Raw genomic sequence first — 19,920 nt, forward strand, 5'->3', positions numbered from 1 at the left:
GATGAAATATTTAGCAATACATCTAAGGACTACTGCATTTTCTGTATTGATTATGCTGTTGTGTAGTTGTACAGACCGCTACGACTACCCCATACCTCCGGCTTCTTTTGAAGAAACCGTGCTTCCGCCACCGGCGAAGGTAACGCTCTCGAAAGAGAGTGGCGAATGGAAAATGTTTGTGGACGGCGAAGAGTTTTATGTAAAAGGAGCCTGTACAAATGGTTTCTATGGTATGCCTGCTGAATTCGGTGCTACCGCGATAAGGACGTATGGCGTTAGTGATGATAGCCGCAGAATATTGGACGAAGCTTATGAAGCCGGTTTGTATGTCAATTTTGGATTGTATATGAAGCGGGAGGCAGACGGTTTTGATTATGATAATGAAGAAGCGGTTGCCCAGCAGCTGGAAGATATGAAAAATGCTGTGGTCAGATTTAAAGATCACCCGGCATTGTTGTGCTGGTCTATCGGTAATGAGGCCGAAGCGAGCTATACGAATACCAAGCTCTGGACTGCCATTAATGAGGTCGCGAAATTTATTCATGAGGTGGATCCCAATCACCCCACAACAGTCGCCCTGTCTAATTCCGATCCCGTCAAAATCCAGCATATCATGAATCTGGCGCCGGAGATCGATATTTTGTCTATCAATATGTATGCGCCTGCATTGCCCAATGTGCTATCGAATGTACAGTCAGCAGGGTGGGAGAAACCTTATATGATTACAGAATTCGGGCCGAGGGGTACTTGGCAGATGGCTCCGGAACCGGATAGAGTACTGGATTGGGGCGGATTGGTTGAACAGACCAGCACCGAAAAGGCAGCCATCTATTTGCAGTCTTATCAAGATCATATTCTGGGGAATAAGCCGAATGGTTGTATCGGTTCTTTTGTCTTCATATGGGGGTATCAGACCCATGGCGAAGTATTGATGTGGTATGGACTTCTTGACAAAAAAGGATATACCTTCCCGGCAGTCGATGCGATGCAATATGGATGGACGGGAGCATACCCGGCTAATCGGGCACCCGTTGTGGAAGATAGGGATGATATTTTAATGAATGGGAAGCGGGCTGAAGAAAACATCAAGGTGGAGAAGAATTCTGATAATACGGCTTCTGTTGTTGCCACCGACCCCGATGGTGACCCATTGACCTACGATTGGATGATTATGAAAGAAGGGACATCTAGTCCGGACGGAAGTCTCCCGCCTCCGATGGAGGGGTTGATAACCGATAATACATCGGCAACGATTTCTTTTAAAGCACCATCCGCTACGGGAGGGTATCGACTCATTGTGTTTGTGCGGGACGATGCCAATAAGAAAGTAGCAAGTGGTGTTATTCCGTTTTACGTCAATTAAATAAGTTATGAAGAGCGCATTAACAAAATTATATGTACTCATCTTCTTACTGGCTCTAGGCGCCTGTAAAAAAGATGAAGGAGAATTGCAACTTCCGAATGGATTTGCCGTGGATGTCACACAAAACGTCACGATCCCCTATGCGGTAACCTCAAAGGACGAGATCGTATTTGACCTGACGATAAGTGCTAAAGCTGAAGCACAGATTCAGGAAGCTATATTACGTCTTGACGAAGTAGACTTAGAGACGGCATCGGTCACGGCGAACGAGATAAATCTGAATTATACCTATGCGGTAACAGCAGCAGATGTCGGAAGGAGCTTAATATTCCGGTTGACCATAATAGATGCCGAAGGTACGGCGGTAGATAAGGATTTTACGATATATGTACAATCTGCTCCTGCTGATGTCCAGGTAAGCATTCCGGCAGAAGCACCGAATGAAGTGAAAGATAACGAAGAGGTCGCGTTTACAGTGTCGGTGACGTCCGAGAACGAAATCAGGTATATCAAAACATTGTTGGATCAAACGGAATTAACGGATTTAACAAAGGAGACCTTTGATGACCCTAACGCTGACGAATACGACTTTTTCTATCAGCCGACAGTAGCTGATGCAGACAAAACATTGTCTTTTACGATTGAAGTCATGGACGTTTTGGGTAATATTCATCGACAGCCGTATTCCTTGTTCGTCGAGCGATCCGTGGAAGCTGATTTTGTGGCATACTATGATGTGCACCTCGGAGCACAGAAGTCGACAGGTCCAGGACCATTTTTCAATGCTTCTACAGGTGAGGTATATGTGACAGCAGGTTCAGCTGCAAAATCGGCTGATATTGACTTAGCTACATTTTTCAGTGGGTCTACTACGGCTTATAATCTGACTTCTCCTACATTTGGCAACACCATCAATATTATTTATACCCCAGCAGCCATCGGAGAAGATGCGATGGAAAACTGGTCAGTACGCAATCAGACGTTAATTAAGAAAATAACGCTAACGCGTGGAGAATTTGATATGCTGGCTTCTGCGGCTGAAATAGAGGCTTTGTATACGGGTTCGAGTGTGGCAGAGAGCGAGACCTCGGGTGGACTGGCAAATGGACATGTTATCGTCTTTAAAACGGCAGCTGGAAAATACGGCGTATTGTATGTGGTTGATAGGTCGGCTAATGCCAATACCGGCTATCTCAAGGTAGATGTTAAGATGCAGAAATAATGAGACAGATTAAGATATTCCTTCTTTTATTAGGTGTGATACCCTCGCTCGTACTCGGGGGAACACAAGACGAAATGTCGGTAGATATCTGTATTTACGGTGGTTCTTCTGCAGGTATCGTAGTGGCATATACAGCCAGCAAAGCCGGAAAGACTGTTGTTGTCATTGAACCTGGTGCGCGCGTGGGAGGTTTGAGCTCGGGAGGTTTGGGAATGACCGATATCGGGAACAAATATGTCGTCACTGGCCTGGCATTGGATTTTTACCGTAAGCTGGGTACACATTATGGCAATTTGGAGAATTGGATTTTTGAACCGAAGGTAGCCTTATCTGTCTTCGAAGAATATATTCAAGACGCCAATATTCATGTGATATATAATAGACAGTTGGTCGATGTGAAAAAGGAGGGACGTCATATTCAGGAAATCACCGTGACTAACCTTGAGGAACAGCATAGCCCGAAGCTACGCGTGAAAGCTAAGATGTTCATGGACTGTACCTATGAAGGGGATCTTCTTGCGCAGGCAGGTGTGCGTTATACGGTGGGCCGGGAAGACAATAGTGTATATAATGAAACGCTGAGTGGTGTACAATTCCTAAAAGGACATCAGTTACCAGATGGGATCGATCCTTATAAAATTAAAGGAGATCCGTCGAGCGGTCTGCTTTGGGGTATCAGCAACGAAACGCTAAAGCCGAACGGTACAGGAGATAAAAAAGTACAGGCCTATAATTACCGAATCGCATTGACGAATAATCCGGCCAACAGGATACCTATTACGCAGCCGGACAACTACGATCGGGAGCGATACCAATTATTGGTGCGTCAGAAAGAAATCCAACCTTGGAAAGGTCTGAATGATGTTTTTATCTGGAGTCTAATGCCCAATAATAAAACGGATATCAACAATCGTAACGGCATGTCGACGGATATGATCGGTGCCAATTGGGAATACCCGGAAGCCGATTATCACAAAAGAAAACAGATTATAAAAGCACACGAGGATTACACGAAGGGATTATTGTATTTCGTCGGTAATGATCCGGCTGTGCCGGAGTTTATCCGAAAGCAGATGAAAGAATGGGGATATCCGAAGGACGAGTACCTGGACAATAATCACTGGTCGCCACAGCTTTATATCCGTGAAGCCAGAAGGATGGTAAGTGATGTCGTTATGACACAACATCATTGTCAGGGTCGGGAAGTTGTAGACGACGGAGTTGCCTATGCTGCCTACACCATGGACTCCCATAACTGCGATCGGTTGGTGGTGAATGGTAGGGTTAAAAATGAAGGGAATGTTGAAGTTGGTGGATTTCCACCATTTCCGATTTCCTATCGGGCTATCGTGCCTAAGCGGACGGAAGTAAGTAATCTCTTGGTGCCGGTGTGTCTTTCGGCATCACATATTGCCTTTGGTTCTATCCGGATGGAGCCTGTATTTATGGTACTGGCTCAATCTGCAGCGGTAGCTGCCTGTATTGCTATCGATCAGAATATTGCCGTACAGGATGTCCATGCGGAGGCTATAAAAGCAATTCTTAAGGCTAACCCGAAGGCTGATTTTCGTAAGCCTGATGTGCTGAGCATGGTTTCTAATACGGATGATGTCGAAATGGAGGGGGCGTGGAATAGTGTCAAGTTAAAGGGCTATGGTCCATATCATGTTGAAAATAAGTCCGCAGGAGGAGCGGAGTATGTGAAGTTCAAGTTGAATAAAGCGGCGCTGTCGGGAAAATATACGGCATATTACTATTATCCGCGTACAATTGATGGTGCAGAGACTGTGCAACTGACAGTTTTTGACGGAAAAGAAGCAAAACCGATAACGGTCAACTTAAAAGATGTGAAAATAATGGGACAAACATCGAGTACTTGGGTAGAAATTGGTACATTTATTTTTAACTTTGGCGCAGGCGCTCATGTAAAAGTAGCAGCGGATCCGGCGGGAAAGACTGTCGCAGCCAACGCTATATTGCTTGTGCCTCGTGACTAATCATCTTTTTTTAAACTTATATGGAATTTTTAAACGGTATTAATGCCCTTACTTTAGTTTTTGTAGCGCTCTTGGTTTTTGCCATTGCTTATCGGTTTTATGGCATATTTATGGCCAACAAGGTGTTGCGGTTAAACGCGAAACATGTTACACCTGCTATCGAATTTGCTGACGGCAAAGATTACGTAGCGACCAATAAAAATGTACTTTTTGGCCATCACTTTGCAGCTATAGCTGCGGCAGGGCCCTTAGTAGGACCTGTATTGGCGGCACAGTTTGGCTATCTTCCGGGTGCTTTGTGGATATTAATTGGCTGTGTGTTAGGTGGAGGAGTGCACGATATGGTCGTACTCTTTGCATCGGTAAGACATAAAGGGGAAAGTTTGGCAACTATAGCGCGTAAAGAGATCGGAAAAGGAACGGGTCTTATCGCAGGGTTAGCTATTTTGTTTATCCTTGTTCTGACCTTAGCCGGGCTTTCCTTAGCCTGTATCAGTGCGATGCACGAAGCGTCTTGGTCTTTATTTACGGTTATTGCCACCATGCCTATCGCTATTCTGATGGGCTTGATTATGCGTTATCGGAAAGATAGTGTGACTTTGGCAAGTATCATTGGCGGTATTCTCCTTATTGCGGCTATTGTTGGAGGCCATGGTTTGATGCAGGTCGAAGCCATCAGTAACTTGTTTCACTGGCGGATAGAAACGATCTCTGTAGCCATTGCAGCATATGGCTTTTTAGCATCTGTACTACCGGTTTGGTTTTTGTTGGTTCCGCGTGATTATCTGTCGACTTATCTTAAAATAGGTACGATATTGATGTTGGCAATAGGTGTTATTTTTGTGCATCCGACGTTGGAAATGCCGGCACTGACGTCATTTATACATGGTGGGGGACCCATCATCGGCGGCCCGGTCTTACCTTTCATCTTTATCGTCATTGCCTGTGGTGCGATTTCGGGCTTCCATGCGATAATTGCTACGGGTACCACACCTAAGATGCTGACCAATGAACGTGAGATACTTTTTGTAGGCTATGGTGCTATGTTGGTGGAAGGATTTGTTGCTCTGATGGCCCTTATTGCAGCATGTACGTTGGTTCCGGGCGATTATTTTGCGATCAATACGCCAAAGGAAATGTATGACTCCTTTATTGCGCAGCATCCTCATCTGTTGCCAGTGGATCTGGATCATTTTAGTGAAATGATCGGTGTGGACCTGCATGGCAGAACAGGAGGGGCAGTGTCGTTGGCTGTAGGTATGGCACATATTTTCAACAAGATACCTTTCATGGATGACGTGATGGCCTATTGGTACAATTTTGCGATCATGTTTGAAGCAGTTTTCATTTTGACCGCGATAGATGCCGGTACACGTGTTGGTCGGTTTTTCTTACAGGAAATGTTAGGCAGTGCTATTCCGAAGTTTAATGACAAAAATTGGATACCCGGTATTATTATCAGTAGCCTTATTTTTACCTTTTCCTGGGGATATTTAGTCTATACGGGAAATGTAAGCAGTATATGGCCTTTATTCGGTATTAGTAACCAGCTGCTTGCAGCCTGTGGCTTGATCGTTTGTACAACGATGCTGATCCGTATGAACCGAAGGAAATATGCCTTGTGTTCTGCTATTCCGGGCGTGTTTATGGCGATTATTACGTTTTGGGCGGGTTATGAGCAGGTGATGGATATCTATCTGCCACAGGAACAGTATCTGTTGGCCTTTTTAGCAGTTCTCGCTATGGTGTTGATGGCAGCGGTGTTCGTAAATACGTTTAGAAGATGGTATTATCTGCTCCAGATAAAAGCCGATAAAGTGGATGAGTATGGTGAGACAGTGAAAGAGCTGGTCGAACGATAAAAAAGGAAGGGCAAACTTACTTATGCATGTTTGCCCTTCTTTTTTATTGATGTATCTTTTTCTTATTCGTTTACGACACCCATTTTGCTGAACTTTTCGATGCGCTCACTGACTAAAGTGTTGACATCTTTGGCTCTTAGATAGGTTAGATCTTGTAAGATCTGACTTTTTACATTTTGCCCGGCGATGGCCGGATTTTGATGTGCACCACCCAATGGCTCAGGAATAATTCCGTCAATAAGACCATTGGAAAGCATATCATTGGCTGTAAGCTTGAGTGCTTCGGCAGCACGCTCTTTATGATCCCAGCTTCGCCATAGAATTGATGAACACGATTCTGGCGAAATGACGGAATACCAGGTATTCTCCATCATATACACCCGGTCACCGACACCTATTCCTAACGCACCACCTGAAGCACCTTCTCCGATAACGATACAGATGATCGGAACTTGGAGTACGGACATTTCCAGAAGATTACGGGCGATGGCTTCGCCCTGGCCTCTTTCTTCTGCTTCAAGCCCGGGGTATGCACCCATCGTATCGATTAACGTGACGACTGGTTTATTGAATTTTTCGGCCATTTTCATCAGGCGGAGTGCCTTGCGGTAGCCTTCTGGATTGGCCATTCCGAAATTCCGAAATTGGCGCTCTTTGGTATTTTTACCCTTTTGATGGCCGATGACCATGACCGATTGTCCACCAATCGATGCAAATCCACCCACAATAGCTTTATCGTCACGAACCGTACGGTCGCCGTGCAGCTCTACAAATTCATCACAGATCATCTCGATATAATCAAATGTCTGTGGTCTGTCCGGGTGTCGGGACATTTGTACTTTTTGCCAACCTGTGAGGTTCTGATACACCTCTACCTTCGTTTGCTCCAATTTCTTTTCCAGCTCGCGCAAAGTTGCACCCATATCCACCTTGGTTTTCTCAGCAACCTGATTGACCTTCTCTATCTGTGTTTGCAAATCTGCAATGGGTTTTTCAAAATCAAATGTTGTTTCCATATAAACAGGGCTCACTTTTGAGCCAGCTAAGTTAACGTATTTTTGGTGGAAAATATAACGACGTGTAATATTTTCTTTGCAAGAAGCCTGTTCTGATGAATGTTTAATATGCATTTGTTATCTTCATAATCTCGAATATGACGTGTTCCTTTATAACATATTTTATGAAATTTACGCTAACCCTTATTGTCCTCTTTGGGATGATTTCCGTGCCTTCTTACAGTTATAGCTTATCTCCTGAAATTTTTGATACGATATTGCGGCGGATACATCTGGAACAATTAGATCAAGTGACAGATGTGGCAGCACTGGATAAGGCGGTCAGCCAAAACTTGTCCGAGCTGGATACAGAAAATGGGCGATGGAAAGGGGTTGACTATTTCGATCATAAGCGTATTAATCCCAGTTGGCAACCGATACTTGAAAAAATGCGAAAGCTGACGGTGGCGTACTCGCATCCGCAGAGTCGGTATTATGGTGACCCCACGCTGTGGAAAGCCATCAACCAAAGTCTGTCCTATTTTTCGAATCACGATCCTATTCCTTATTGTGACAACTGGTTTCAACAAGGGATTACAAGACCCCAGAAACTGGCACTCAGTATGATTAATATGGAATTTGGACATCATCCCTTAGACGAGACCGTTCGAAAAAGTACCTTGGATGTTATTTGTAGGGACACTGCGGTAACCAGTAACGGGCGGAACAACCCGATGCACAAATATAATTTTGGTGCGAATAAAGCCGAGATTGCTATGGGATGGATTTATATAGGTGCGTTGACAAAAAATCGCACCATGCTTGAAATAGGTGTCCGTGAAGTGTTTGCACCGATTTCTTATACAACAGGTGAAGGTATACAGCATGACCTGTCCTACGACATGCACTACGGTTATTTGTATAATGGCGCATACGGTATTGTTTTTGTCAATAGTGTCGTCAAATCGGCCAATTACCTTTATGAGACACCTTATGCACTTCACGGGGCGCAGCTTGATTTATTTCGAAAGTTTGTTCTTGAATCTATATTCGGGGTTATGCGAGGCCCCTGGATGGATTGGAATGTGCTGGGTAGAGGCATATCCCGCACGAATGCCACACGAATGAACCTCAATAAACTCCTTCGTGCGTTACAACGTATTGATCCCAAAGCAGCGGGTTCGTATGAAATTATACGTCAACGTATGACCGGTGAGGTGCAGTTGTCGCATGCGGTACAACCTTTACATCGTGTCTATTGGAGTACCGATTTTACGGTTCATCGCCGACCGTCGTATTATTTGTCCATCCATGCCGTCTCCAGCAGAAACCATGCGCAGGAAATCGGAAATATGGAGAACCTACGCGGTTATTGGGGTGCGCAGGGAACGGTCAATCTGCTGTTAAAGGGTGATGAATATGATAATATCTTTCCGGTATGGGACTGGGCAAAGCTCCCCGGGAGTACGCTGCCTGACACGGTTCCTATGCTGGAGAATAAAGCGCCGGGCGAAGGGGACAGGTGGGGTACAGATGCTTTTTCCGGCGGCGTTTCGGATTCCTTGTATGGGGTGTCGGCGTATGTTGTCCATGAGGATTTAAATACCTCTTCGAAAAAATCGTGGTTTATGTTTGATGAGGAGACCGTCTGCCTCGGTGCAGGTATCCGCTCGACACTACCCTACAGGGTCAGTACGACGGTGAATCAGTGTATCTATGACGACGAGGGTATATTTATCGGAGGGTCAAAAAAACAGATGCATGTCCACAAAAATATGCACAAGGTTTATGACAACGATTTAAACTGGCTAATCCATGGGGGTGTAGCTTATCTGTTTCCGCATCAAGGTGTCGCCGAATTAAAAGTCGACGAGAGGAAAAGTGATTGGTCGACGATAAGGGGCGGAGATAAGTCTTACAAGAGGGTTGAAAATAAATCGGTCTTCCAATTAACGCTGGAGCACGGCGAGAAGCCGTTTGATGCATCCTATGCTTATATTATAGTGCCTGACATACATACAGCAGAGGCGTTGCAAAAATATCGTATTAAAAACAATATCTCGATTAGGATGAACACGGACAAGCTCCAGGCCGTCTTTCATCGTAACCTGAAGATATGGCAGATGGTGTTTTATGAAAAAGATATTCCTTATATCGACAAACAGTTGCACGTATCGACCGATATTCCTGCAATCGTCATGATTAAGAAATTATCCAAAGATAACTACCAACTGCACGTAGCCGATCCGACGCAGCAATACAACCGTATTCATATTACGGTAAGCATAGACAGAGGTCTATCCCAAGTATATGCGGTAGACCTTCCGGCAAAACCCTATGCTGGTCAAACTGTGGCTATCGATCTTAAATAGCTTGTTTTCAAGCGATAATTTGAAAATATGGATTCATCTTATCGGTTTTCCAATACAGATTCCCTTTATGAGCTAAAGCGATAGTTTGAGCCATTCGGGCTACTGCTTCCGCAGAACAATTTGCATTTACCAATATAATATCAGCCTCATCGCCTGCTTTAGGCCATTGCTGAACGCCCGTATCATCTAAAGGAACAAGGTTTTTTGTTGCAAACTTCAGTGTTCTTGACAACTCGAATTCGGTTTCCCAACCGTACAATTCGGCAATCAGGTTGGCTTTTTGAAGCATATTTCCCGTCCCGAAAGTACTCCAGTAATCCTGTATATTGTCATTTCCAATCAATACTTCAACACCGTGTTTTACCAGTGTAGGAATCGGCATGGCCATTTTATTTCTGAAAGGAATAGAGGATACGATTCCCACTTTGGCTTCGGCTAATTTCTCTGCAATTTCCTGTTCTTCTTTCGTTGAAAGCTGTGCCAATGCAAAAGCATGACTTACATAAGTTTTGCCTTGCAGTTGTGGGTTTTTTAAAGTTTGCCCGATTAAATATTCGATGGTGCGTATACCTTCTTTTCCACCATCATGCAGATGGATATCAATTCCTTTTTGGTTATCTATTGCCAGCTGAACCGTAAAATCAATGGTTTTTTCAATGTTTTTATCAATGCTGTAAGGATCCAATCCCCCCACAAAGGCTACACAGTCCAATTGAGCAGCATCTTTCATCAGGGGGGGCGAATCGGTATAATATAAGCCGTGTTGCGGGAATGCAACCAATTCTGCGCGGAACGTTTCCTTTTTGTTTTCCAATGCTTTTTCCAGGTTTTCTAGCGAGCGAAGTCCAGAAGTCGTATCGACATTAAAATGTGTTCGCGCAAAAGTCGTCCCATAATTTAACAATAGGTCAATCAATTGCTCTGCACGCTCTACCGAAGTTTTTAATAACTCAGGAATGATTTCTTGTTCATAGGCAATCATATCCTCCACAGTTCTGCGTTTTGGTGAAAGCGCCTGCCAAGGTAGGCCATACAAGGTTTTATCCAGATGCACATGCATATCCCTGAAAGCAGGTAACATCAACAAGCCTTTTGCGTCGATAGCATCGGCTGATTGCGGATTATTTGCACTTACCTTTGCGATTTTTCCGTCTTTGATTTCAACGCAAAACAAATCGGCTTTCGTTCCTGTAACTCCGGTTTCATCTTCGATAAAGCCTGTTTCCAGTCGCACGTTTTTTAAGGTGTAATGACCTTTTACAGGTGCTGAATAATTATTTTGCATCGGATTTTATAGTTTAATGATAGCTGCATTTTCTTTATCTATTCGTAACATTAATAAACCACTTTCCCTTTGTAAATCAACGAACGAACGGGTGACATTCTTGAAACCGCTTCTGCAGAACAACTTGCTTCAACCAATACGAAATTGGCATCGTCACCGTTTTTTGGCCATTGCTGAACACCTTTGTCATCCAAAGGAATGGGGCCTGCTGTTGCAAGTTTTAATAGTCTGGATAAGCCAAATTCAGAGGTATGTCCGTATAATTGTGCTGCCAGATTTGCTTTTTGCAAAACGCTTCCGGTTCCCATTGTACTCCAATAATCTACAATACTGTCATTTCCCGTCATCACATTTACACCATGTTGTAACAAAGTTGGAATCGGCATAATTAATCTACCAAACGGTATAGTGGAAACAATGCCGATTTGAGCAGCAGCCAGCCGTTCTGCAAAGGCTTCTTGTTGTGACTGGCTTAAAGTTGCCAGCGCAAATGAATGACTGACAAATGTTTTACCTTTTAATACAGGATTCTCGTTTACTTTTTTGATTAAATAATCAATGGTATCATGACCTGATTTTCCTGATTCATGCAGGTGGATATCGATCCCTTTATCGTGATCCAATGCCAGCTGAACAGTTGTATCCATTGTCCTTTCAATTGAGCCGTCCACATTGGTAGGATCCAGGGCACCGATGAAATCAATGTTCATTGTTGCCGCTTCTTTCATGTAGGGAAGCGAATCGGTGTAATATAAGCCATGTTGCGGAAAGGCAACGAGTTCGGCACCGAAGCTGTCTTTTTTATTGGCTAAAGCAATCTCTAAGTTTTTCAGCGAATCCAATTTAGATGTTGGTTCGATATTAACGTGGCTTCGAGCGAATCCTGTTCCATAGGATTGTAGCAATTCGATTAGTTTTTCGGCTTTGTACGTTGAGTTTTTCAGCATGTCCGGTAGCGTCCTTTGCTCCAGTTCAATCATGCCTTTGATTCCGCCCGAGCGACGTACAGCTCGCCACTTATCGGCGTACAAAGTCTTGTCCAAATGGATATGCATATCTCTAAACGATGGCAGCATCAATAATCCTTTGGCATCAATGGCATCTGATAGCGGTTGATTGGGACGTATCTGTTTGATTTTTCCATCAGCTACCTCAATGGTAAATAGCTCTGTTTTTGTACCGATAATTTCCTCTCCGTCATATTCAAATCCTGTTTCCAAACGGACATTTTTCAGCGTGTAGGATATGGAACTTTCTATTTTCTTCATTTCGTTTTCAAGTGCTGGCTTCTGCCTGCTGTCCATGGAAGAGAGCATTCCGGGCGATAGTGAAAATCCGGCTACACCCCATGCAGATTTCTTTAGAAATTTTTTTCTTGATAGGTGATGATTACTCATATGCTTTTGTTCTATAAATACTTATAGATACAAAGTACGTGATAAAAAAACGGACATGCTGTTGTAAAAACAACTAATGCTTGTAAGATTTATCTTTTTTACGAAATTCGGTAGGCGTTATACCAGTCTGTGCTTTAAAAAAGTTGGAAAAATAAGCGTGGTCGGAAAAGCCCAGCTCATAGGCGGTTTCCTTTATAGTCAGATTACCGCTTTGCAGCAATCTCTTGGCTTCAATAGTTACTCTTTGATGAATAAGTTGATTGGCAGATACTTTTAGATCTTTTTTACATAATACATTGAGATAATTGGCAGAGATATGTAGTTTTTCCGCATAAAATGAAACCGATTTCTGCTCTTTATAAAATTCATCGATCAGCATATTAAACCTTGCCAGTCTTGGGTTAGACTGATATACCTTAAATTCATTGAAAAGATTTGCAGCCTGTTTACTGACTGTAGCAGCAATAACAGCTGCGCGTGCATGGATTAGATCGATCAGGGAATCAGGTGCTTTCAGTTCTTCCTTAATCGCTGTAAATTCATGTTTGAGCATTGAAAAAGCATGATCTGTCAGTTTGATGACCGGATTGTTTTGATAATTGGTAAAGGAGAATCGAAAGTATGGAGCAAATTGCTCAAAAAAAGTCCGCTCGACCATGAGTTGATAGCCGATGGTTCCTGCATGGATATTCCATTTGTGCATTTGTCCCGGAAACAGAACATGTACTTCACGGTCTCTTATGATATAATCTTGCGAATCAATATTATGTGCGCCCGAAGCCCGGTCAAAGAGAATGATTACAAAAAAATCGTGCTTGTGGGATTCATCGATATGTCTTTCTCCATCCAATTTGTTGAACAAGATTTCTGTACGACCTTCCAACTGTCCTTTTCGGAACTCCTGGATACTCATAATGGGGACGGAATCATATGATAGAGGTATCTGCATCATAATATTTATAATACAAATGTATGGTTTAAACTATTTGTATTATATTTTTTTTAGTTTTTCCCAACTCTTTCGTGCTAATAGAAAATACGGTTGGCCAAACGGTAACTATTGATCTTAAATAGCTTGTTTTCAGGTTATAACTTGGAAATACGGATTTAAAAGAGTATATTTGGGAATACCCCCTTAAAAGAGCTCCAATTTCTTTACGGAAGTGATATATACGCTTATTTTAAGGCGCGTCTTTTGGATTTATTATGGAAAAATTTGTTATTGTTAATTATCCCGCAAGCCGGGCGACGTCGTTGAAAGTAAATTATAGTATTCAGCTTAGTGGAAAACTACAGACGATAGAGTGTCATGTAGATGACAAACAGCCGCTCCCAAAGTGGTTGCAGCTCCACAGGTTTAATTTTGTATCACTCAAAAGTCAAAATACGTATAGCCTCTTGTTTGAGGAAAGTAAATACAACAAGAATTTGGATACCCTTTTGTTTATGGACGAGGTCTATGCATCGATTATGGAGCAGCGGAATTTTCAGGTTGCTTAATGCTATGTCGTTGCTCAAACTATTTTATCCGTCCTTTGTTGTTGCCATAAATATAAATTATGGTGAACACGGCCGAAATTATAGCGGATAGTCATTTAGTCTATGTGAGTCCCGAAAAAGGCGGGATTTATCGGAAGGGTACGCCTGGAAAATTTAATTACGAGGATGACAAGGGAAATAACATAACCGCTGAATCCGAACTCGAACGTATCCAATCACTTGTATTACCTCCAGCTTGGAAAAATGTGTGGATTTCTCCCAAAAGAAATGGCTATTTACAGGCTGTCGGAATTGATGCAGCAGGCCGAAAGCAGTACCGTTATCACCCCGATTGGGTAAAACGACGTTCTCAAGAAAAATATTTTAGGTTACTGGAGTTTGGCCAAGCATTGCCGAGTGCGCGAAAACAAGTGGAAAAGGATTTGCGGCGAAGAGAACTAGATGAAAGAAAGGTGCTTGCTATCTGTGTCAAGGTCTTGCAGGAGACATTAATTCGAATTGGAAGTTCAGCTTATGAAAAAATCTACAATAGCTATGGACTCAGCACATTAAAAGACAAACACTTTAAAGAGAAAGACAAGGCAGCTTACCTATGCTTTGTAGGGAAGAAAGGCGTAAAACAGGAGGTAAAGTTAACCGATAAACGACTAACCAGACTCGTTAAAAAATGCAAGGATATCCCCGGTCAGGAACTGTTCCAGTTCTATACCGAGGAAAACGAAAGAAGAGCGATAGAATCAGGCATGATTAATCAATACATTCGTGAAATTACCAACGATGATTTTACGGCAAAAGACTTTCGGACTTGGGGTGGAACTTTAGAAGCTATGCGGCAATTAGCAATCTGCACGAAAGAAAATCCGGAAATGTCGGCAAAGAAATTGGTTGTTGAGGCCTTAGATTGTGTAGCCGCTAAATTGGGGAACACACGCGCGGTTTGTAAGAGCGCTTATGTATACCCGATTTTACTGGAAGCTTTTGAGGATGGCAATTTACAGCGTTATTTAAAGCGGATTGCGATTACAGAGAAAGATGAAAAGAAAGCGCTGAGAAATGATGAGGCGGTATTAATTCAATTCTTAAAGGCGGTGAAAAGAAAAAAGTAAAGCCCAATCTTCCGATTGAGCTTTTGTTTTGTGATCCCGCTGGGATTGGTTCAGCCCCGCAGTCCCGCATTCAACCTTAAACCTTCTTCGATTCGAACCCTTGGGTTCTCATCCCAGCCAACAAAAAAAGCAACCCTTTTGGAAGTTGCTTTTATTTGTGATCCCGCTGGGATTCGAACCCAGGACCCATACATTAAAAGTGTATTGCTCTACCAGCTGAGCTACGGAATCTTAATTCTTAAACGAATTACCTTCGTCGTTTGAAGTGCTGCAAAGGTAGAAAAAACAGGCATTCATGCCAAATCTTTCTACATATATTTTTATCCCTTGGCAATAACTCTTTGTCTTTCAGTTTAGAAAACTAATAATTTTGTTTGGCCGCTATCATACGATCCGCACCGGAGATATCTTTGAATAAAGTAACTTGATGAAATCCTTTCTTTTTCAACAGCTCTACCGTCTCCCGACCGAGATATTGGTTGATCTCAAAATATAGGCATCCATCCGGTTTGAGATGAGTTAATGCGAAATCGGCAATATAATCGTAGAAAAGGAGAGGAGCCTCTTCGGGGACAAATAAAGCCTGTGCCGGTTCAAAATCGAGGACATTCGAATGCATGCCGGACTTTTCTTGGGGGGTGATATAAGGCGGATTACTGACGATGATGTCAAACAGTTGGTTCGGATCAAATATTACATCCCACTCCAAGATGTCACCGAGAATGAAGTGAATATGCTGTTGGAATTCTTTTGCATTGATTTTGGCGACGGCTAACGCTTCGGGTGAAACATCCATCGCCCAAACATGTGCCTGGTGCATTTTTTTAGCAAGCGTCAATGCGATACATCCACTACCCGTACCGATGTCTATCACATGCATGTCGCTTCTCCCTTGATGGTTTTCCAAAATAAGGTGCACCAGCTCTTCTGTTTCAGATCGCGGAATTAAAGTGTATTCAGAGACGCGAAAGGTCAAGCCATAAAAATGAGCTTCTCCCAAAATCTGCTGAATAGGCTGGCCGGTCGTCAGTTTTTCCAAAATATGGAGCATTCTCGTAGCAATAGCGTCGTCGGCCGCTTCATTTTTGAAAAGACTGTAGTTCGTAAAAGACAGCGCCGCAATTTTTTCTAAGGCGATATGAAATAATGCTTTTGCTTCTTCCGCCGGATACAAATTCGCAAGCCCTTTTTGATAATGTTCTGCGATATCAGCAAATGTCATCATGTCCACAAACTTACAATATTCTCGCGGCTGTTTAACTATTTATTTCTTAAGTTTTCCTCTACAAATTAAGCTTTCAAAGGTAGAGGAGAGAACGATCAATTCTTTTTATATGAATTGAACCACATTGCATATAAAAATAATTACTCATAGACTGTTTATGCTAAAAGGCATTCGTGAATGCAAAGCATTTTCTCTAAGTTTGTCGAGTGAATCACGATCAATATATGCAACGGTGCCTCGATCTTGCCCTGTTAGGTCAAAGTACAGTGAGCCCCAATCCTATGGTTGGTGCAGTGATCGTTTTGGACGATGAGGTGCTCGGAGAGGGGCTTACTTCTCCCTATGGAGGTCCTCACGCAGAGGTAAATGCCATACAGGATGTATTGCGTCGTTATGGTGAAATGGAAGGAAAGGCATTGTTAACGAAAGCTACGGTGTATGTGTCATTAGAGCCCTGTGCCCATTACGGGAAAACCCCTCCCTGTGCCGATATGCTGGTATCTATGGGGGTGCAGAAAGTTGTGATAGGCTGTCTGGATACCTTTGCCAAAGTAAATGGTCTCGGGATTCAGAAATTAAAAGAAGGGAGTGTCGATGTCGTCGTCGGCATATTGGAAGAAGCGTGCCGTGATATAAACCGCAGGTTTTTTACCCGAATCAAGCAGCAAAGACCTTACGTGATCTTGAAATGGGCGGAAACGGGCGATGGTTATTTTGCTTCCAGCCAACCCGAGCAAAGATGGATTACCAACAAAGCAAGTAAGCAATTGGTCCACAAGTGGAGAAGTGAAGAAGATGCAATCCTGATCGGAAAGAATACGGCGATAATAGATAATCCGGCATTGACGACCCGCATGTGGAATGGAAAGTCACCGAAGCGCATATTGATTGATAAAAACCTCGAAGTGTCTGCCGATCATGCCATTTTTGCACAGGATGGTGTAGATGTATTCGTATTCAATGCGTTAAAAGACGAAGGACAAAATCATATCCGATATATTGCATTGGAAAATTTTGATCTCTACCTCCCGCAGACTATTCTCTATCAACTTTACCTGATGGACATCCAATCACTTATTGTGGAGGGAGGTGCGAAGACGTTACAATTATTTATCGATGCAGGCTTATGGGACGAAGCCCGGGTCTTTACTACACAAGCAGAATGGGGTGTCGGATTACGCGCACCTGTTTTGACCTCGAGAAAGTTGAAAAAAAAGGAAAAGGTATCTTCTGATATTTTACATACATATACCAAAATATAACCTTGTTAGTTAATTTTGTTTCTCTATTTTATTAACTTATGATTTAATTCATATCTTTGTGATGTGATTATTCCAGAAGTATTATTGCATTTCATCTGGCAATACCGATTATTTAATCAGTTCGATATAACGACTGTATGCGGCACTCCTGTGCGTATCATCGATCCTGGGCAATATAATAACAATGCTGGCCCAGACTTCGAATTTGCGAAGGTGCAGATCGGCGATACATTATGGTCGGGACATGTGGAAATCCATACCCGGGCAAAGGCATGGAGGCAACATAAACATCATCTGGATAATCGATATAATAGTACGATTTTACATGTTGTTTGGGAATACGATGCCGAAGCGATACGTCGTGACGGCACTATTCTTCCCACAGTAGAGCTTCGAGGCCGTGTACAGGAAGCAGTGATAGTGAGGTACGCCAATCTCATGAACAATATGGCGCAGATACCTTGTGAAAATCAAGCATGGGGTAAGGTAAGCGATATTTCGTTGGCATTGTGGAGGGAGAGAATGCTTATTGAGCGTTTGGAACGTAAAGGTGAGCGCGTAAAGAAATTGCTTTCGACGGGAGCAGGGCACTGGCAAAGTACGCTGATAACGTTACTTGGCCGCGCATTTGGTATGCAGGTAAATGCTCATGCATTTGAAACATTGACAAAGCAGCTCGATCTGACCCTGCTTTTGAAATATCGAGCAGAACCCACAAAGTTGGCGGCGCTGCTGTTCGGTGTTTCGGGATTATTACCGTCTACTTCGGAAGTGTCTGATTCGTATACCGCATTATTGAACAAGGAGTTTCGTTATTTGCGGCAGCTTCACCACCTGACAAGTATGTCAGAGGTATCTTGGAAATTTCATCGGATGCGCCCATATAACTTCCCGACTTTTCGATTAGCGCAGTTTGCCGCGTTGTGTGCACATGAAATGTATTGGTTTGATAAAATCCGAGAGATTGAAAATGTGAAAGATATCATGCATCTGTTGAAAGGAGTCCAACCGGATAGCTATTGGCAAAATCATTTTCGATTTGGCGCGATGACGGCACCCCATCCGGTACGTTTCAGTGATAGGTTCATAGCTCATCTTTTTGTCAACTGTTTTGCTCCTGCATTATTCCATTATGGTGTGGTGTTAGATGATGAATCGTGTAGACACAAAGCTATAAGTTGGCTATTGCAGCTGCCTGAAGAAAGAAATGCCATAACAAAGACCTTTGAAAGATTAGGATGGCAGAATGAAAATGCTGCGGACTCACAAGCTCTTCTTCATCTCAAAAAGGAGTATTGTGACCGGCGTGAATGTTTATCGTGTGCGGTGGGACATGCGATCTTGAAAAGAGGCTAGCCTACTTTTAATATCTCGGCAATTTCGTGAAAGCCTTTTTCTGCTGCTAGGTCTGAAGCACTGGCACCGAACTCGGTAATAGCCGAAACATCTGCTCCTTGCTCAAGCAGTAGAATAATCATATCTATATTGCCATGCTGCGCCGCCAGATGTAGCGGTGTGATGCGACCATTTTGTACAACATTGACCTGAGCACCACCCTCCAGAAGCATTTTGCTGATGTTACTATTATTATTACTTAATGCTGCGTGCAAAGGAAAAGAATTATAGCCGTTTTGGGAGCTGATGTTTGGGTCGGCATGATGCAGGAGCAGAAGTCGTACAATATCCTCCCGATTAAAATGTGCAGCTATACCAAGTGGTGTGAACCCATGCGGGGATACCTCATTGACGATGTCAGGCTGTTGTTCAATCATGTTCTGCACCTGCTGGGTAAGACCCGTCGCACAAGCTTCATGGATCGTGATCGTCTTGATATATTTAAGTAAGACTTGAATAATCTGCTGTTTGTGGTAATAACATGCCAGTAATAAAGGGGAAATATCATGGCTGGTATTCTGGTGTACTAAATCGGGATCCTTACACAATAGCAATTCCAGGTCTTGAAAATTGCCCGTCTCGATATATTCCTCTAAAACCGTCAAGCTCATGGATGTGTATTCTTAAATTTGTATGTTCGAATTAAAGAAAAATTTGTCTAATGCGTGTGAAATGTTAGTAAATATGCCTGTTGTTAATTATTTTACGCGCCGTACGGCGGATTAAATGTTTAACAAAATGTTTAACCGATAGCGAGGGAGTTAATTGTTTTGTAGTATTTCTACTACAAAAATTACTTATTAGGCACAGCTAATTTGACAATCCCTTGAAAACCAAAATATTGTTTGTACATTTGTAAAAGCCCTCCCCAAGGGCATGTTTTTCATAGGTAGATGTAGGGTCGAATAAGTCTTATTCGGCCCTTTTTTATTATTTTTG

15 protein-coding genes and 1 tRNA gene are annotated in these 19,920 nt (G+C 42.9%); 9 read left to right on the forward strand and 7 right to left on the reverse strand.

Annotated elements, in window-relative coordinates; translation table 11 throughout:
• Nucleotide 1 precedes the first annotated feature (1 nt).
• The 4 genes from G5B30_RS06145 to G5B30_RS06160 are packed head-to-tail and all read left to right on the forward strand — an operon-like array spanning nucleotide 2 to nucleotide 6,444.
• The gene (locus G5B30_RS06145) at nucleotides 2-1,363 is read left to right on the forward strand and encodes a glycoside hydrolase family 2 TIM barrel-domain containing protein (RefSeq protein WP_206367029.1); all 1,362 of its coding nucleotides are present in this window, start codon (nucleotides 2-4) and stop codon (nucleotides 1,361-1,363) included.
• Nucleotides 1,364-1,370: 7 nt separating this feature from the next.
• A complete protein-coding gene (locus G5B30_RS06150) occupies nucleotides 1,371-2,585 on the forward strand; it encodes a hypothetical protein (protein WP_165319084.1) in 1,215 nt (404 codons plus the stop codon).
• Complete coding sequence (locus tag G5B30_RS06155) at nucleotides 2,585-4,582, forward strand: FAD-dependent oxidoreductase (RefSeq protein WP_165319085.1); 1,998 nt, start codon at nucleotides 2,585-2,587, stop codon at nucleotides 4,580-4,582. Before G5B30_RS06150 ends, G5B30_RS06155 begins: the two co-directional genes overlap by 1 nt.
• 20 nt (nucleotides 4,583-4,602) lie before the next feature.
• A complete protein-coding gene (locus G5B30_RS06160) occupies nucleotides 4,603-6,444 on the forward strand; it encodes a carbon starvation protein A (protein ID WP_206367030.1) in 1,842 nt (613 codons plus the stop codon).
• 62 nt (nucleotides 6,445-6,506) lie between these two features.
• Here G5B30_RS06160 and G5B30_RS06165 read toward each other — a convergent pair whose 3' ends face one another.
• Entirely contained in the window at nucleotides 6,507-7,460 is a 954-nt protein-coding gene (locus G5B30_RS06165; RefSeq protein ID WP_165319086.1) for an acetyl-CoA carboxylase carboxyltransferase subunit alpha, read from the reverse strand.
• A gap of 164 nt (nucleotides 7,461-7,624) precedes the next feature.
• Between G5B30_RS06165 and G5B30_RS06170 the strand changes: the two genes are divergently transcribed.
• A complete protein-coding gene (locus tag G5B30_RS06170) occupies nucleotides 7,625-9,811 on the forward strand; it encodes a polysaccharide lyase family 8 super-sandwich domain-containing protein (protein WP_165319087.1) in 2,187 nt (728 codons plus the stop codon).
• A gap of 7 nt (nucleotides 9,812-9,818) precedes the next feature.
• On the opposite strand, the gene G5B30_RS06175 is transcribed toward G5B30_RS06170, so the two are convergent.
• The 3 genes from G5B30_RS06175 to G5B30_RS06185 form a co-directional block, all read right to left on the reverse strand.
• Nucleotides 9,819-11,096, reverse strand: coding sequence for an amidohydrolase (locus tag G5B30_RS06175; protein WP_165319088.1), 1,278 nt, complete (start codon nucleotides 11,094-11,096; stop codon nucleotides 9,819-9,821).
• Between the two features lie 50 nt (nucleotides 11,097-11,146).
• Nucleotides 11,147-12,493 (reverse strand): amidohydrolase, encoded by a 1,347-nt coding sequence (locus G5B30_RS06180; RefSeq protein WP_165319089.1) that lies wholly within the window; start codon nucleotides 12,491-12,493, stop codon nucleotides 11,147-11,149.
• Nucleotides 12,494-12,566: 73 nt separating this feature from the next.
• Nucleotides 12,567-13,445 carry a helix-turn-helix domain-containing protein gene (locus tag G5B30_RS06185; protein WP_206367031.1) on the reverse strand — a complete coding sequence of 293 codons (879 nt, stop codon included), beginning with the start codon at nucleotides 13,443-13,445 and terminating at the stop codon, nucleotides 12,567-12,569.
• A gap of 254 nt (nucleotides 13,446-13,699) precedes the next feature.
• On the opposite strand from G5B30_RS06185, the gene G5B30_RS06190 reads away from it, so the two are divergent.
• Nucleotides 13,700-13,993 (forward strand): hypothetical protein, encoded by a 294-nt coding sequence (locus G5B30_RS06190; protein ID WP_165319090.1) that lies wholly within the window; start codon nucleotides 13,700-13,702, stop codon nucleotides 13,991-13,993.
• A gap of 59 nt (nucleotides 13,994-14,052) precedes the next feature.
• Complete coding sequence (locus G5B30_RS06195; RefSeq protein ID WP_165319091.1) at nucleotides 14,053-15,099, forward strand: DNA topoisomerase IB; 1,047 nt, start codon at nucleotides 14,053-14,055, stop codon at nucleotides 15,097-15,099.
• Nucleotides 15,100-15,257: 158 nt separating this feature from the next.
• Here G5B30_RS06195 and G5B30_RS06200 read toward each other — a convergent pair.
• Nucleotides 15,258-15,330 (reverse strand) — tRNA-Lys (locus tag G5B30_RS06200).
• Between the two features lie 130 nt (nucleotides 15,331-15,460).
• Nucleotides 15,461-16,324, reverse strand: coding sequence for a peptide chain release factor N(5)-glutamine methyltransferase (prmC, locus tag G5B30_RS06205; RefSeq protein WP_165319092.1), 864 nt, complete (start codon nucleotides 16,322-16,324; stop codon nucleotides 15,461-15,463).
• A gap of 206 nt (nucleotides 16,325-16,530) precedes the next feature.
• Here prmC and ribD point away from each other — a divergent pair, with 206 nt between their 5' ends.
• Together ribD and G5B30_RS06215 are read left to right on the forward strand one after the other, a co-directional pair.
• A complete protein-coding gene (gene ribD, locus G5B30_RS06210; RefSeq protein ID WP_165319093.1) occupies nucleotides 16,531-17,586 on the forward strand; it encodes a bifunctional diaminohydroxyphosphoribosylaminopyrimidine deaminase/5-amino-6-(5-phosphoribosylamino)uracil reductase RibD in 1,056 nt (351 codons plus the stop codon).
• A 63-nt stretch (nucleotides 17,587-17,649) separates the two neighbouring features.
• Entirely contained in the window at nucleotides 17,650-18,942 is a 1,293-nt protein-coding gene (locus G5B30_RS06215; RefSeq protein ID WP_165319094.1) for a DUF2851 family protein, read from the forward strand.
• Here G5B30_RS06215 and G5B30_RS06220 read toward each other — a convergent pair.
• Nucleotides 18,939-19,592 carry an ankyrin repeat domain-containing protein gene (locus G5B30_RS06220; RefSeq protein WP_165319095.1) on the reverse strand — a complete coding sequence of 218 codons (654 nt, stop codon included), beginning with the start codon at nucleotides 19,590-19,592 and terminating at the stop codon, nucleotides 18,939-18,941. The two genes, G5B30_RS06215 and G5B30_RS06220, sit on opposite strands and share 4 nt — an antisense overlap.
• Nucleotides 19,593-19,920: the final 328 nt, after the last annotated feature.

It is taken from the genome of Sphingobacterium sp. SGG-5 (genome assembly GCF_011043525.1).
Classification (GTDB): domain Bacteria; phylum Bacteroidota; class Bacteroidia; order Sphingobacteriales; family Sphingobacteriaceae; genus Sphingobacterium.

Bases quoted from the DNA above. Each gene is read 5' to 3' on its own strand.
- G5B30_RS06195 (WP_165319091.1), top strand. From the start codon at position 14,053: ATGGTGAACACGGCCGAAATTATAGCGGATAGTCATTTAGTCTATGTG.
- G5B30_RS06165 (WP_165319086.1), bottom strand. From the start codon at position 7,460: ATGGAAACAACATTTGATTTTGAAAAACCCATTGCAGATTTGCAAACA.
- G5B30_RS06145 (WP_206367029.1), top strand. From the start codon at position 2: ATGAAATATTTAGCAATACATCTAAGGACTACTGCATTTTCTGTATTG.
- G5B30_RS06190 (WP_165319090.1), top strand. From the start codon at position 13,700: ATGGAAAAATTTGTTATTGTTAATTATCCCGCAAGCCGGGCGACGTCG.
- G5B30_RS06180 (WP_165319089.1), bottom strand. From the start codon at position 12,493: ATGAGTAATCATCACCTATCAAGAAAAAAATTTCTAAAGAAATCTGCA.
- G5B30_RS06160 (WP_206367030.1), top strand. From the start codon at position 4,603: ATGGAATTTTTAAACGGTATTAATGCCCTTACTTTAGTTTTTGTAGCG.
- G5B30_RS06185 (WP_206367031.1), bottom strand. From the start codon at position 13,445: ATGATGCAGATACCTCTATCATATGATTCCGTCCCCATTATGAGTATC.
- G5B30_RS06155 (WP_165319085.1), top strand. From the start codon at position 2,585: ATGAGACAGATTAAGATATTCCTTCTTTTATTAGGTGTGATACCCTCG.
- G5B30_RS06175 (WP_165319088.1), bottom strand. From the start codon at position 11,096: ATGCAAAATAATTATTCAGCACCTGTAAAAGGTCATTACACCTTAAAA.
- prmC (WP_165319092.1), bottom strand. From the start codon at position 16,324: ATGATGACATTTGCTGATATCGCAGAACATTATCAAAAAGGGCTTGCG.
- G5B30_RS06170 (WP_165319087.1), top strand. From the start codon at position 7,625: ATGAAATTTACGCTAACCCTTATTGTCCTCTTTGGGATGATTTCCGTG.
- G5B30_RS06220 (WP_165319095.1), bottom strand. From the start codon at position 19,592: ATGAGCTTGACGGTTTTAGAGGAATATATCGAGACGGGCAATTTTCAA.
- G5B30_RS06150 (WP_165319084.1), top strand. From the start codon at position 1,371: ATGAAGAGCGCATTAACAAAATTATATGTACTCATCTTCTTACTGGCT.